General features: G+C 52.4%; 12 protein-coding genes. 11 read left to right on the top strand and 1 reads right to left on the bottom strand.

Features of this window, described 5'->3' with window-relative positions; all coding sequences use genetic code 11:
* Positions 1-108 precede the first annotated feature (108 nt).
* The 8 genes from MRY86_RS02060 to MRY86_RS02025 all read left to right on the top strand — a co-directional run bounded on the left by MRY86_RS02060 (position 109) and on the right by MRY86_RS02025 (position 9,835).
* Positions 109-417, top strand: coding sequence for an HU family DNA-binding protein (locus tag MRY86_RS02060; protein ID WP_044145658.1), 309 nt, complete (start codon positions 109-111; stop codon positions 415-417).
* An 11-nt stretch (positions 418-428) separates the two neighbouring features.
* Complete coding sequence (locus tag MRY86_RS02055; RefSeq protein ID WP_293564552.1) at positions 429-1,217, top strand: tetratricopeptide repeat protein; 789 nt, start codon at positions 429-431, stop codon at positions 1,215-1,217.
* A gap of 787 nt (positions 1,218-2,004) precedes the next feature.
* Complete coding sequence (locus MRY86_RS02050; RefSeq protein WP_363325383.1) at positions 2,005-3,555, top strand: Rne/Rng family ribonuclease; 1,551 nt, start codon at positions 2,005-2,007, stop codon at positions 3,553-3,555.
* 74 nt (positions 3,556-3,629) lie between these two features.
* Positions 3,630-4,979: a TlpA disulfide reductase family protein gene (locus MRY86_RS02045; protein WP_293564548.1), complete on the top strand. Its 1,350-nt coding sequence runs from the start codon at positions 3,630-3,632 to the stop codon at positions 4,977-4,979.
* A gap of 29 nt (positions 4,980-5,008) precedes the next feature.
* Complete coding sequence (locus MRY86_RS02040; RefSeq protein WP_293564546.1) at positions 5,009-5,317, top strand: DUF4286 family protein; 309 nt, start codon at positions 5,009-5,011, stop codon at positions 5,315-5,317.
* A 39-nt stretch (positions 5,318-5,356) separates the two neighbouring features.
* Positions 5,357-8,032 carry a hypothetical protein gene (locus MRY86_RS02035; protein ID WP_293564544.1) on the top strand — a complete coding sequence of 892 codons (2,676 nt, stop codon included), beginning with the start codon at positions 5,357-5,359 and terminating at the stop codon, positions 8,030-8,032.
* A gap of 1 nt (position 8,033) precedes the next feature.
* On the top strand, positions 8,034-9,272 hold the full coding sequence (locus MRY86_RS02030) for a hypothetical protein (RefSeq protein WP_293564542.1): 1,239 nt from the start codon (positions 8,034-8,036) through the stop codon (positions 9,270-9,272).
* Positions 9,269-9,835 carry a hypothetical protein gene (locus MRY86_RS02025; RefSeq protein WP_293564540.1) on the top strand — a complete coding sequence of 189 codons (567 nt, stop codon included), beginning with the start codon at positions 9,269-9,271 and terminating at the stop codon, positions 9,833-9,835. Before MRY86_RS02030 ends, MRY86_RS02025 begins: the two co-directional genes overlap by 4 nt.
* Positions 9,836-9,838: 3 nt before the next feature.
* On the opposite strand, the gene MRY86_RS02020 is transcribed toward MRY86_RS02025, so the two are convergent.
* Positions 9,839-10,426, bottom strand: a complete 588-nt coding sequence (locus MRY86_RS02020) for a hypothetical protein (RefSeq protein ID WP_293564538.1) — start codon at positions 10,424-10,426, stop codon at positions 9,839-9,841.
* A 142-nt stretch (positions 10,427-10,568) separates the two neighbouring features.
* Between MRY86_RS02020 and MRY86_RS02015 the strand changes: the two genes are divergently transcribed.
* From MRY86_RS02015 to MRY86_RS02005, 3 genes are all read left to right on the top strand, one after another.
* Positions 10,569-13,001 carry an agmatine deiminase family protein gene (locus MRY86_RS02015; protein ID WP_293564536.1) on the top strand — a complete coding sequence of 811 codons (2,433 nt, stop codon included), beginning with the start codon at positions 10,569-10,571 and terminating at the stop codon, positions 12,999-13,001.
* Between the two features lie 125 nt (positions 13,002-13,126).
* The gene (locus MRY86_RS02010; RefSeq protein WP_293564534.1) at positions 13,127-14,038 is read left to right on the top strand and encodes a hypothetical protein; all 912 of its coding nucleotides are present in this window, start codon (positions 13,127-13,129) and stop codon (positions 14,036-14,038) included.
* A gap of 147 nt (positions 14,039-14,185) precedes the next feature.
* Entirely contained in the window at positions 14,186-15,058 is an 873-nt protein-coding gene (locus MRY86_RS02005) for an OmpA family protein (RefSeq protein ID WP_293564533.1), read from the top strand.
* Positions 15,059-15,080: the final 22 nt, after the last annotated feature.

Raw genomic sequence — 15,080 nt, 5'->3', positions numbered from 1 at the left:
AAAATAAACCAAACATTTATTTTCGATTAAAAAAATAAATACCGAGCTTTGCCCTTCGTTTTGAAAAAGCAAGAATTGCTATAACTGACTATAAACCAAGAACTAACGATGAGAAAAGCTGATTTGGTTGCAGCAATTTCAGAGAAAACAGGTGTGCCAAAGGTAGACGTGTTGGTTACCTTGGAGACTTTCTTCAAAGAAGTGAAAGGCAGCCTTTCTGATGGTGAGAACGTATACATTCGAGGTTTTGGCTCTTTCGTGATTAAAAAGCGCGCCAAAAAAATTGGCCGTCATATCAAGAAGAATATCGCCATAGAAATCCCTGAGCATTATATCCCTTCATTTAAGCCAGCGAAGGTTTTCGTGGAGCAGGTGAAAGAGAATGTGGATGCGCTCCCTGATGAAGATACGAAATAACTTTTGCTGATATGACAAAGCTTCAGTGGGCGGTTATCGCCGGGGCACTTGCCCTGTTTCTGGTACTCTATTTGGGATGCGACCGAAAACCTGAAGATATCGCAAGTCTGGAAACGTCCAGGGCACTATCGGTTGAAAGTACAGACATTAATTTGGTCATTCAGGAAGCCAAAGCGGCGCTTGAGCCTGCTCAAGCTACGCTGATTTCGGGGCTCGAGCAGGACCTGGAGTCTTCACTGGAAGACAGCATCCGGGTAGGCCTGTACAAAGAGCTCTCCGGAGAATGGTATCAATTGCAGCGGTTCTCCATCGCCGGCTATTATGCACAGCAGGTGGCTGAGGTGGAAAACAACGAAGGGGCCTGGTCCATTGCAGGGACTACCTATTCTATTTGTACCCAGCGTACAGATGAGGAGCGGATAAAGTCCTTTTGCTCAAAGCGGGCCATTCAGGCTTTTGAAAATGCCATTTCCCTGAATCCGGAAAACCTGGCCAACCGGGTCAACCTGGCGCTGACTTATACCAATAATCCGCCGGAAGATAACCCAATGAAAGGGGTGCTGATGTTGAGAGAACTCAACCAAGAGCAGCCTGACAATGTTTTAGTACTTAATGCCCTTGGTCGGCTATCTATTCGTACCGGGCAGTTTGAAAATGCAATCAAACGCCTTGGAGCCGCTTTGGAAGCAGACCCACAGAATGCGACCACCATTTGTTTACTGGCTCAAGCCTATGAAGGTGCCGGAAACGCTGAGCAGGCTAATGCATATGCTGAGCAGTGCCGGCAACTGAGGCAGTAAACATCATTAAATATTTTGATTTTTTCATTTTTAAAAGGATTCTGACTATGCCTTGTGGAAAGAAGAGAAAAAGACATAAGATCGCTACGCACAAACGTAAAAAGCGTTTGCGCAAGAATCGTCATAAGAAGAAGAATAAGTAAGTGATTTTCGGTTGCTTCCGGAGTCGGGCCTGTGCCTGACCCCGGAAGCGGTGTATTCAGGCGTGGTATTGTACATCAGCTATGCCGGTTGAAGTTAGCAGCTCGTTATTCACATGCAGCCTGCAACCTCATACCCTTTCAGCTGTAATAACCGCTGATCTACTTCAATTCAGTACATCAGACTATATATGGTGTGCTGAAAGAGGAAAGAAAAAACTTCTTTGACAGGTTATCAAGCCCAACAGTTTAGCCCGAATCGAAAGAGCGGCTATCGGAGAGCTTGTGTAATAGGACAATTTAGAGCTGCACAGAACGACGCGGCGTATCAAGCGCGTGTCATGCAATAAGATATTTTGCCTCTAACCAGGCTCCACTTACAAAGAGAAAGCAGCTTCCTTCCTGTTAAAGCAGACCTAGCTTTATAATAAATGAGCCCGCAGCTTTTACGACCTGCCTTATGTTAAAAAAGGCACCTTGTACTTGGCTTCGGGTGGCACTTCAACGGTTCTTTTCCACTGCTGTTCGTATCTCGCTTGATCGCTGAGACCGAGTTTATCTTTGACTTCTGCCCGTGCCGGGCGGTTGCCGTTACTTTGGTATAAGGCGAGCCCCGGACATTCAGGCAGGAGCCCAAAAACATGACCGTGGAAAAAGAACTTATCATCAATTCCACCCCCACGGAGGTTCAAATTGCGTTGCTTGAAAACGGAAAACTGGTAGAGATCCACTATCAGAAAACCAACGACAATTTTACCGTAGGGGACATTTTTGTAGGGCGCATTAAGCGCCTCATGCCTGGCTTGAATGCCGCTTTCGTGGATATCGGGCACCCCAAAGACGCCTTCCTGCACTACACCGACCTGGGCCCTAAGCTCAAGTCGCTGCTCAAATTCACGAATGGTGCGATGTCAGGCGGGATCAACACCCATACACTTGACAACTTCAAGATGGAGCCGGATATCATCAAAACCGGTAAAGTTGATCAGGTGCTCAGTAAAAAGCAGCCTATACTGGTGCAGGTGCTCAAAGAGCCGATCTCCACCAAAGGGCCACGTCTAAGTTGTGAGCTTACCCTGCCGGGGCGCTATATCGTCCTTACGCCATTCTCCAACGTTGTAGCTGTTTCCAAAAAAATCAGCAACGCTGAAGAGCGCAAACGCCTCCACCTGTTGGTAGAGAGTATTCGCCCAAAGAGCTTTGGCGTAATTGTGCGCACAGCGGCCGAGGGCAAGAAAGTGGCAGACCTGCACGAAGAGATCATTCAGATCATGCAGAGCTGGGAGGACATCCACAAACAGCTGCATAAGGCCAAGCCACCTTTGAAGCTGCTCAGCGAACTGGATAAAACCTCGAGTATACTAAGAGATGTACTGACGGACTCCTTCAACCGGATTGTCGTCAACGACAAGCAGATGTATCAAAACATCCGCGGCTACCTCGAGAATATATCTCCGGAGCAGGTTAAGATTGTCAATCTGCACCGTACAAACAAGCCTGTTTTTGATGCCCATGGCGTAACCAAGCAGATCAAGGCGTCCTTTGGCAAAACCGCCACCATGCCGAGCGGAGCTTACCTCGTTATCGAGCATACTGAAGCTATGCACGTGATCGACGTGAACAGCGGGCACAAAATGGGCAGCTCAAAGCAGGAAGATACCGTCATGCGGGTCAACCTGGAAGCAGCAGAAGAGATTGCACGGCAGTTGCGCCTGCGGGACATCGGTGGTATCATTATTATCGACTTCATCGATATGCGCAAGGCTGAGCAGCGCAAAGAGCTCGTCAAGGCCATGCGGCAGTTTATGAAGAAGGACCGCGCTCAGCATACGATTTTGCCTCTGAGTAAATTCGGGCTGATGCAGATTACCCGTCAGCGGGTGCGGCCGGAGGTCAATATCAGCACTTCCGAAGTCTGCCCAACCTGCAACGGTACCGGAAAGATCAATGCTTCCCTGCTGATTTACGACGAGATTGAGCGCGACCTGAACTTCATCGTGCAGTCCCGGCCCAAGTCAAAAATCAAACTGCTGGTACACCCCTTCATCGAGGCTTACCTCAAGAAGGGCCTACCAAGCGTTCAGATGCGCTGGTACATGAATTACTACAAGTGGGTGCGTATTCAGGCAAATAACGATTTCCACCTGACTAAGTACAAGTTCTATGATGAGAACGAAGACGAAATCCGACTGAATTAAGATCGGGCAAAAGGTGGAGTGGTAAAATGCTTCACCTTTTGTATTTTACCTTTGGAACGCCAAAATATAAGACCATGCATAAGTTACTGTCTTCCATATGGATACTATGCCTTTTTACTCTTGCAGCACCGGCTCAGGAAGTCGTGGTAGAAGTGAATCTGGCCGGTTGCCAGGAACCGCTGGCCCTCCTGAAGTTTGACGGCAGCAAGTTCTATCCGGTCCAATCAGTAGAGAAAACCGGAGAGGATCAGTATCAGGTCCGATTGCCAAAGCAGGAGACGGGCTTCTTCTACATCGGGACAAGCCGCAGCAATATGATCCCTCTATTGCTTGGTGAAGAAGATACCGTCCGACTGTCCGGTAATTGCCTTAAGATCAGGACGGCTACCGTCAGCAATTCCCCTCTTTACACGAACTATCAGGCGCTAAAAGCAGAAATCAATGCCCTCAAGCAGGAAGGCGCGGGGCTGATCCGCCGTTATCAGTCTAAACGGGACAGCGCCGGCAGGGCTGCAGTCGTGGCTGATATGAAAGCCCTGGACGAAAAGAAGCTGGCCTTGCTTGAAAAAGCAGAAAAACAACACCCTTTGTTTGGCCCCATCGTACGGCTGAATACCTACCTGAGCTACCACAACCACCCGGAAGGCTACGGCAATGAAATCGAATACTTCGCCAATGAGTTTTTTGGCCTTGTGGACTTTTCCCAGCCAGTATACGGACAGTTGCCCTGGACCTTCGAAAAGTTCCAGGAATATGCCACCACGCTGGCGAGCATCGGTATTAATGCGGAACGGCAGCAGCAGCTTATCGAGGGTGCAATGTCCGGCATAGCGCCTGGCACACCGACACACAAGCTGGCGCTCTCCGGGGTCGTGGCAGGACTTAAGCAAAGGAACAGCCAAAGCTTTGCCCATTTCGCACAGGCGTTCATTGACGTTTACAAAGAGAAAGACCCGGATGCCGCGGCAAGCATGTATGCGGAGATCGAGCAGATGAAAAACCTGATGAAAGGCGGCAGCGCGCCGGACTTTTCGCAGAATACCCCCGAGGGAAAACCGCTGAGCCTGTCGGACTTCAGGGGAAAGGTCGTTTTGCTTGACTTTTGGGCAAGCTGGTGTGGCCCCTGCCGCCGGGAGAACCCTAACGTAGTAAAAGTCTACGAAAAGTACAAAGACAAAGGTTTTGAGATACTGGGCATCAGCCTGGACCGGGACCGCGATAAGTGGCTGGCAGCTATTGAAGCCGATGGGCTGACCTGGCCTCACGTAAGTGACCTGAAAGGCTGGCAGAACGAAGTCGCTCAAATGTATGGAGTGCGTTCCATCCCGCACACCGTGCTGGTTGACGCAGACGGCAGCGTCATTGCCAACAAACTTCGCGCAGAAGCCCTTGAAGTCAAACTGGCCGAAATCTTTGGGGAATAGCCCTTCCTACCAAATGCTAAAAAATAAACATGAGCAAGATCCTGTATAATGTTACGGTGAAAATAGACCACGATGTGCATGAAGACTGGCTGCGGTGGATGCGCCGGGTGCACATCCCGGCGGTCATGGAAACCGGCATGTTCATCGAGCACCGGATTTCCCGCCTGTTGGGTACGGATGAGTCCGATGGCTTCACCTACAGCATTCAGTACCTGAGCCCCAATATGACCACCTACCAACTCTATCAGGAAAAGCATGCCTACCTGTTGCAGAAAGACCATCAGGACCGGTATAAAGGGAAGTTCGTATCCTTTCGCACCCTGATGAAAGTACTGTAGCCCTGCATTCTTAGCCTTGTTTTTTTATCTTTGTCGGCTATGCTGACCAAACTCGTACTCATTAACTCCTGTGCCTACAAAATGGCAGAGGTCGGATTCGAACACGGCCACTCCCTGCAGCTGGTAGGCCCCAATAACGTAGGCAAGAGCTCCCTGATCTATGCCCTTAACTTCCTGTTCCTGGTCAATAAACGCCTGATGAACTTCAGCGGGCAGCGGACTGCCGACAAGGAGACCCTGGCGCACTACTTCCCAAGCCCGGAGCGGAGCTTTATCCTCTTCGAGGTCAAAAAACGGGACCGCCGCTATTGCATGCTCGTGCACCGCAATGCCGACAATGAGGTGCTCTACACCCGTATCGATCAGCCTTATCAACGCAGCTATTTCTTTGAAGAACAGGCAGATGGGCAGCACCTCCGTAATTATAAGGAATTAATGCGCACCGCCGTCAAAGCAGGCGCTAAGGTCAAAAAAATCGATCAGGTCCAGGAAATCCTCAAGCACATCTATCAGGTTGGGGACCGAAATGATGCCGTGGTCTGGCTTACCGACAAGTGCAAGATCAGCGGTACATACAACAGCTTTAATAAAGTCTACCGCTACCTAATCAACTCTAAACTCATCGACAACCGGGCGCTCAAGGACATCTTGCTGATTGCCGACAGCCGCGATCAGGACGAGCTGAGCTACAGCCGGCAGAATATACAGCAGATTGACCGCCTGCGCTACCAAAGCCAGCAGTTGTCTGTACTTAAAAATATTGAGGCAGAGTTCACCCAGTTCAAAAGCCTGGTCAGCGAAGTGAAAGCCCACTACGAGCTGCTTTGCCAGCAGGCGGCTACCTTTTTCGCCAGTGCCAACCTGCGGCGGGCCACACTCATGGAGCAGCGCCATCGCAAAAAGCAGGAGATTGAGCAAATGGAGGGCGAGCTTCAGGCTAAAAGCGTGGAGAACGACCGCATCAATCAGCAAAAGGGCCGTCTTGATTATGAGCTTCGGCAATTGAAGAGCGACGCCCAAACCCTACAGCAACAGCAGCAGCAAGCCCTGGAACTCCCCGCTGAAAGCCTGCTGGAGCAACAATTGCAAAATCAGCAGGAGAAAGTGGAGCAGCTCTGGTTCCGGCTGCAGCAGTATGCTGCCAATGCCGCCCAGCCACCAGAGCAGTTGCAGCGCCGCATTGAGCGCCTTGATCAGCAAATACAGCGCAAAGCGGCACAGCAGGCCGATATCAACGACTGGCTCGTTGCCCACCTCGCGAAAGATGATGCCCAGCGCCGCCTGCTCAACAGCATCCTGCATCCGGATATCGCCCGCCTGCCTAAGGCGCAAATCAAAAAGCCCATCAGTAAGGCCAGCCGCCTCATTGAGCTCTTCGACGGTCAGATTGAGCTGCCTGAGGACTTTCCTATGCAGGAAGTAAGCAACCCCGAGCAACTGGCGGAAGAAGTCGCCGAACTACAGCAGGAACGCGATCGCTATGCCCAGCTGATGGACACCGCTCAGAACAGCGCCGAACTCAAAAAACAACTCGAAGCTGCCAAGGCCGAACGCCAGGACCTGGAGGAGTCCCTGCTGCAGGTGCGTGGGCTGCCGGAAATCAAAAACGAACTGAAAAGCCAGCAGCAAGCCATCCGCAAGCTGGAGAAGCAGCTCAATACCCTCGAACAGGAATACCGCACCGTACAGGAGGACTTGCAGCGGCGGCAGCGTGCTATCCGACAGCTGCAGGAAGAGGTGCAGGGCATTGAGCAGTCCACCCGTGATATGGAACGCGATCAGCGGGAAGTGGAGGAAATGAACCTGCCCGTTATGGAGCCTGATGCGCAGGAAATGGTGCGCACGCCCGATGCCATCCGGCAATTATTCAATCAGATCAAGCAGTTGCGCAAAGAGGTGGCTCAAAAACGGGAAGCCCGGCAGCGCCTCTTCCAGCAGCTCAAAGACAAAACCCAGTTTGACCTGGCCGACGAGCAACAGTTTGTCACCCAGCTGGAGCAGGAAATGCTCTCGATTGGGGATAAGCAGCAAAGTATCGAAAGCCTGCTGGAAAGCATTGCCGTGCAGTTTGCCAACCCGGCTCAGCGTTTCCTGGATGCCTATGAGGAGTTCAAAGCTTTTGTGCACCATGAGTTCAACCGGACGATGGGCGAGATCCAAATCTCCAATCTGGAATCCCTTAATGTGCTGCTTGAGCCCAACGAGCGCCTGCAGAACGACCTGCGGTCCATCGCTGAGCTGTCCCTCACCACCGATGGCCTGTTCCGCATGCCCGACCATACCGCCAAGCGGCTGGATATTTTGAGGGAGTATCTCGAGAAAGGGCAAGCCATCGCCTTTAGCGACTTGTTCAACCTGCAGCTGCGGCTCTCCATCAATGGTAAAGTCCGCTCGGTCAACCTCGGGCGGCAGGTGGAGTCGGATGGTACCGACCGGATGTTGCGCCTCATCATCGTCATGGCGGTCATCAGCCGGCTGTCGCAACGCAGCTCAGACAACCGGGTGGTCTTGTTTATCGACGAGATTGCCACCATCGACGGGAAGAACCGGCCACAGCTCGTGGAGTTCTGCAAAGAGCACCACTTTTATCCCATTTTTGCCGCCCCGGACATCGTGGACGGCTTTGACCAGTACCTGCTCATTCAGCGGCAGCCGAGCGGGCAGTTGGTGGTCGATGAGCAAAAACACGTTATTCAGGTAGCCCAAGCGGTATAGCATGATCTTAAAAGCAGAACCAGATAAGGCCCTCCGCTTCCTCGAAGACAACTTCGAGCTGTTCCGCACGCTCTACCGCCTGCAACTGGAGCACAGCATCATTGGTCGGGATCTGTTTGAAGAAGCCACAGAAGAAAAAGCGGACGTTATCGTCAAGCGGATGCTGGACTACAAACTGGTGGTCAGCCAGCCCAATGGCTTCCGCATCAACGAGCCGGTGCGGGGCTTTCTGGCTTTTCTGCTTAACGAGTTTAAGCCACTGCTGCCCGAGGAGCTGACCAAGTACCGGCAGGCTTTCCTGGAGCTGTTCAAGCGCATTCAGGCTTTCCGGGACGATGACATTCTCATCCTGGCTGAACGCCTCGACGCCTTTTACCAGGAACTACAGGAGTTTTTGGAAAATGTAGAGAGCAATACGAGCCAGCTGCTGCGCAACAGTCAGTACCTCAAGGCCAACAAAGGCGAAATCCCCTACAGTGAGCGGGTACGCCGCGCCCGCCACCTGATCGAATACTACATCGAACCGCTCAACCGCATCCTTGATGTCCAGAAAAAGCAGTCCATTACCAACCTGCTCAACCAGGTATCCGCTTATGTTAATGTGGAGCGCTTCAACCATCCACATACAGGCATACGGCAACGCTTTGAGCGCCTGCATGAGCTGCTGCGCGAAGCCGAGGCCCGCATTCTCCGGCAATCTCATGTGGTGACCCGCGAGCTGCTGCCATTGATTGAGCGCCTGCAGACGGAGTCGGAAATCCTCAGTGGCTGGCTTTTTTTTCTGGAGCGGCCTTTCCTGCACGAAGTACCGGTGATGCCCGCGCGCCGGTTGTTCACGCTCACGGGCAGTAATATAGGTGTGGGACTGGAGCTGTTCCTGCAGCAGTTTGAGCGCCGCCCGGCCGATATTGTCCTTAAGGAAGAAGAAGCCGCCCCGGTGAACACCCGTCAGGTCTACTTCAACCGCCGCCATTACCAGCAGGCACTGAAGGCTGCGGCCCCCGTAGGCAACTACTTCGAATGGTGCTATGAGGTGATGCAGGCACACGAAGCCATGCCCACTACCGAGCGCTTCCTCAAAATTGGCAGCCTGCTCTTTGAAGAAGCCGATGAGTATGAAGCCGAATTTAGCGAAGGCCGCATCCAATTACAAATCGAGTCCGCTGTCTTTGACCTGCCGGTCATGGAGGTGCGCCGCAAAACACAGGAAGCTACGGCTCAAAAAACAACTGCTCTATGAATAGGGATACCTCTGCAGAACGCCGAATCAATTTCCCCGAGGGCCATCAGGATGTAGTGGAAGCCTTGCTGGTCGACGGGCGTTTTCTCCTGGAAGGCGACCCTGCCTTTATGACGCTTAAGCAGCATGTGGATTTTTACCAGGCTTTTTTTCGGGAGTCCTTTGGGTTGTCCCTGGAATACCACAGTGAGTACGCCTTTTTGCAAAGTGGGCGGGACAGCGACCCGCTTTCGCGCGATGTGTGCATCTTCCTGGGCATATTATGCTATGAGCTCGACCGGGAGGGCTACAACCTGCTGGAGCAGCTTTCTTTTCATACGCTGGAGTTTGAGCAGGTAGAGCAAATGTTTGAAATGTCTTCCTTCCGGGAAGTCCTTGACGCTACTACCAACCTGCAGGACGCCCAGGCCCGCCGCAATTTCTACAACCGCCTGCACCGCCGCCGCATCATTGAAAAGCTGGACGATCAGATTTTCCGGTTTACCCCGGCACATAAGTACTTTTTGGAATTCGCCCGTTCGGTAGCCCGCTACAATCAGCGGTTGGTGGAGGAGGAAGAGTAGAGCCTATTTAGGGGCAAGGCGCACCTGAATACCCTCTGGTAGTTGGCCTGTGCCGAGATGACACACCTGCACTTCCTGAACCGCATCTTCAAGCAGGTTTTTCAGGGACTGCCTTAGCTGCTCGCGGAAGACAGCCTGGTCTCGTTCGGTTTCCAGCCAAAGCACCGCGATAACCGGTTGCCTGCCTTGCAGATGTGCATCCACCTGTGCCCAGAATGCCCAGTCGGAGTGCCCTCCGGAACGCCTCAGCAAGATGGGGCGGAATAGTCGGAATAACCACTTTCGGCGATAGTAAGTGCCAATGGCCCGGAGCGCACGCAGGGTGTCGAGAAACTTGCCCGCCATATGCCCGGCGAAAGCCTCCGGCGCTTCCAAAATACGGTCAAAAGGGTTTTCCGTTTGCCAGGACCGTCGCCGGCGGTAATTTTTGACTTCCAGCAACAGCAATGTATCTCCCGAAAGGGCAATAAAGTCTACCCCCTTCAGCCCGGCACCGCTGAAGCCCTGAAAAAAGCGGTGGGCATCGTACTTGCGTACCGTCCATCGGCTATCGAACCCAAACTGCAGGCCACTTTCTTCAAAAACGGGCATACGCTGTTTTTTCTTTACGAAAAGGTACAACCTTTTAGGTAGGCTGATAGCAGCGTTCTGGCAATTTCGGCGACGCAATCCCAAGTTGTCTTTTAAAAAGTAGCGGTATCGGTGTATCTTTAAGAGTTATAAAACTCATCCTATGCAACTAAGGTCTACACTTCTTATCTGCTTCGTTTGGCTATTATTGCTGCCTGCTACCCCATCTCTGGCGCAGCAGGTCAGCACAGATCCACCCCCTGCCCCGGTACGCCTGATGGCCGAGTGGGAAGAATCACAGGCACTGCTGGTAAGCTGGCGCAATCAGCATGCGGTTCTGCTCAGGGAGATCGTGCGGCACGGCTCAGCCGAATGCAAAGTCATCATCTTTGCTGATAACCCTTCTGCCGTTTCGAATTACCTCAGCTCGGGGAACGTTGCCCTGGAAAATGTCGAAATCCTCAGCCCGGAGTACGATTCCATCTGGATTCGGGACTACGGGCCCTGGACGATTTACCACAATGATGTAGACAGCCTGATGATTGCGGATTACATCTACAACCGGCCCTGGCGACCCAATGATGATAAAATCCCGGCCTTCATCGCCGAGCACCTCGGGCTGCCCATTTATGAAGCCATTGAGCCGCCTTACGATTGGGTGCATAGCGGTGGGAATAACCTCCGCGATGGTATGGGCACCATTTTTTCCTCTGACCTGATTCTGGAGGAAAACCCCTTCAAGACCGAAGCAGAGATCGACCAGATTGCCAACCTCTTTTTCGGTGTAGACCGCTATGTGAAGCTGCCTGCGCTGCCTTACGATGTGATCCACCACCTCGATATGCACATGCGCTTCATTGACGAAGAAACCATTATCATTGGGGAGTACCCGGAAGGCGTGTCCGATGGCCCGCAGATCGAAGCCAATATTGAGTACCTGCTCAATGAGGTGCCGACACCATTCGGTAATTCTTACCGAATCATAAGAACCCCCATGCCACCGGACGCCCAGGGGCGCTATCCGGATCAAAATGGGGACTACCGCACCTACACCAATTCGCTGTTTGTGAATGGCACAGTGCTTGTGCCTACTTACGATGAGCAGTACGATACCACCGCCCTGCGCATTTATGAAGAAGCCCTGCCCGGCTACAATATCGTGGGCATTGACTGCAACGGTATCATCCCCAGCCTTGGTGCGATCCACTGCATAACCAAGCTGGTAGGCGTGAACGATCCGCTGTGGATAGCCCACGCCCGCCTGCGCGATCAGGAAAGTACGGAAGAAGCCTACCCACTCAGCGCGATCATCAAGCACAAGAGCGGCATTACAGAGGCCACGCTGAACTACCGAACGGCTGGCGAGGCTGATTATACCACAGTTAATATGGTGCTTTCTGATACATCCGAGTCCGTCTGGACAAGCAGCATTCCACCCTTCCCGGAAAATACGGTAGTGGAATACTACCTGGCTGCCGAAGCCAATAGCGGGAAATCTCAGGTGCGCCCTATCGTGGCACCGGAGGGGTATTTCCGGTTTAAAGTGGATGCTCTTCAGCCTGCCTTTGGGCCGGAAGCCCGCGAGATTTGCCCAGGCGAGCCGGTGCTATTTGAGAATCTGACGACCGGTGTCTATGACAGTATCCGTTGGTATTTCCCAGGTGGGCAGCCGGCAACTTCAACGGCGGAAATGCCAACCGTTATTTATTCGGAAGGAGGCAGTTATGCCGTGGAGCTAATCGCCTACAAAGGCAGTATTGCTGATACCCTGGCACAAATGAACCATGTGGAAGTGCGGCAACTGCAACAGCCTTACCTGGAGACCTTTGAAGATGCTTTCCCGGCAGCAACGTGGACGGTGGAGAACCCTGAGGGTGACCTCGCGGCCTGGGAACGGGTTGACTTTGATTTCTGCGACCCCGGTGCCATGCGCATCAACAACTTCCTGGTCGATACCCGCAATACAAGCGATTACCTGCGTGCCAATTTCGACCTGAGCAGTTTGAATGACCCCACGCTGCGTTTTGATGTGGCTCATGCCCAGAAGACGACCGGTATTGCCGATGGGCTGAGGGTAAACCTGATCGATTGCGATGGCAATAAAACCACCGTGTATGAAGCCTTTGGCAGCGACCTGGCAACAGCAAGCCCGGAAATTAGCCCGTTCGTGCCTGAAGGTTGTGAGGAATGGCGTACGGAAACCGTTTCCCTGGCAGATTTCACAGGACAAGCTGTGACAATAGAATTTGAAAATGTTGGTGACTATGGCAACTTCATTTACCTGGACCTGATTGAAGTGCTTGACCTGGACCCTTCTAGTGCTTCATTTGCAGAGACCGGTGGGCTCAAAGCGCGGATATTCCCCAACCCGGTAGTCAATCAGGCGCAGTTGTCCGTTCGTAGCCCCAAGGCAGGTGTCATGGCCTGGAGCCTGACCAACCAATTCGGGCAGCGCCTGCGCAGCGGTCAAACGGAAATATCGGCAGGAGGGCATCAACTACAGCTGCCTGTGGAGGGCTTGTCGGCGGGGACTTACAACCTGCAGCTCAGTCAGGGGCAGTCCCGGACCACGCTGAGAATGACCATTGTGGAATAATTAAAAAAATGTTAAAAAAAGTGGAGGCAATCATGCGATTTGGCCATTGCACTTCGTTAGGGGGGAAGAAGCACGCTTGAAAAAAAGACAAGTTTCATCATCAAAACCAACTAACTGTAACAACTATGGACCAGAAGAAAGGCATGATTGCCGCCATCGTTATCTTAGCCATCCTATTTATCGCCGCCGGTATTTGGGGGCTCAACCAAAACAATCAACGTAAGGAACTGGAAGGCGTCCGGGATAAACTGGAAGGTACAGTGGAAGACCTGGAAAGCCTCAGAGAAGACCTGCTTTCAGAAGTGGATAGCCTACAGGGTGAGTATACCATGCTTGCTGAGCAAAATGGCCAATTGCAAGGCGATATTGCACAAGCGCAGGAAACCATCGCGCAAAAAGAGGCTGCCATCCGGAATATCCGTGCGAAAAGTTCCTCGGAGATCAATGCCCTGCGGGCTGAGATTCAGGAACTCATGTCTCTGAAGGATGAGCTGCAGTCCAATATTCAGGGGTTAGTAGCTGAGAATGACTCCCTGCGTCAGGCTATGGGCGTCATGGAAGGCGAACTCACGGCTTCCAAAGAAGAGATTGAGCAGCTGAACAACATCCGGCGAACCATTGAAGAGGAAAATAGCCGGCTGACGCTGGAAAACTTTAAAGCTTCTGCCTTTCAGGTAGAGCTGGAAAAAGGCAATGACAAAGTAACCTCCAAAGCGCGCCGTGTACGGACCATCCGGGTCAGCTTCGACCTGACTGGTGTGCCGGACGAGCTGCAGGGACTGCGTACCCTTTATCTGACCATTAACGATGACAAGGGAACGCCAATTGCTGCTGCCAATCCGGTAAAGGCAAAAACTATTGTCAATAACCAGGAAATGGACATCATCGCCGTCAAAGCGAAAGATGTGGATATTGCTGAGAACCAACGTCTATCTTTCGTATACGACCTGGAAGATAAACTTGACGCTGGGTTTTACCGGGTGTCCATCTTTACGGAAATCGGTATGCTGGGCTCCTCCAGCATACGGCTGCGTTAAACCTGGCCGGAATAAATTCCAATAAAACTATTCGAGCCCCGGGAAAGCTTCTGCGCCTTTTCGGGGCTCGCTGATTTCAGGAACGCGCGAGTATTTTTCAGCGGACAGATCAGGAAGGCTATATTTGTGGGGCTAAATCGTCTGCAAATGAGGAAAATACTTTGGATTGGACTGTTTCCCCTGCTGCTGGTATCCTGTGTAAGCAAAAAAAAGCACCTGGCTGCCCTCGCTACTGCTGATGCGGTGGCAGACAGCTTAACTTACCGGTTGGATTCCACCACAAATCTCGTTTACCAGTTGCGACTGGATACTGCTGAGCGCCGCGGGGAGAATACAGCCCTGCTCGCTAGTCAGCGCAATTTGCAAGACCGCATCATCGCCTTGGATGATGAAATTGAACAGTTGCAGCAAAAGCGCTCCAATGAAGTGGAGGACCTGGATGCCCGCCTGCGGGAACGCGATGCCCTCATTGCCGAAAGAGATACCAAAATTGCCGCTTTTCAGGCCTTGCTGGAAGCCCGCAATGCCGAGCTTGATACCCTTGGTGCTCAGCTGCTGGATACTTTGCAAAGGCGGGATTCCGCTGCTTTTACCCTTGATGTGGAACCCGGTGGCTATTTGTCGTTATCTGTGCTATCGGATTATCTGTTTTATCCGGGCAGTACCACCCGCCTCGAACGGGAGGCCGACTCAACCCTGCTGATCATCAGCCGGTATCTGGCAGATTATCCCACGCTACAGCTCACCGTCATCGGCCACAACAATAACGAGCCCTTGCGCCGCAACAGCATCAACAGCAAGTGGGAGTTTAGTGCCATGCGGGCTGCAACTCTGGTGAACGAACTGACCCGGAAATACGAGCTAAGCACCAGCCGGGTAACGGTGGCGGGCAAGGGGGATTTTGCTCCCCGCGCTTCCAATTCAACGGAAGAGGGCCGGCTGCTCAACGAGCGTATGGAGTTTCGGATAGAGCTCGGGCAGCGCCGCCTGCTGCGCGATTTGAAGCGTGCTTTGGATTAAATATAGGTGCTAAGTCCTGTTG

This window comes from Phaeodactylibacter sp., from assembly GCF_022763345.1.
Lineage (GTDB): Bacteria > Bacteroidota > Bacteroidia > Chitinophagales > Saprospiraceae > Phaeodactylibacter.
This window is presented reverse-complemented; position numbering and strand designations above follow the sequence as displayed.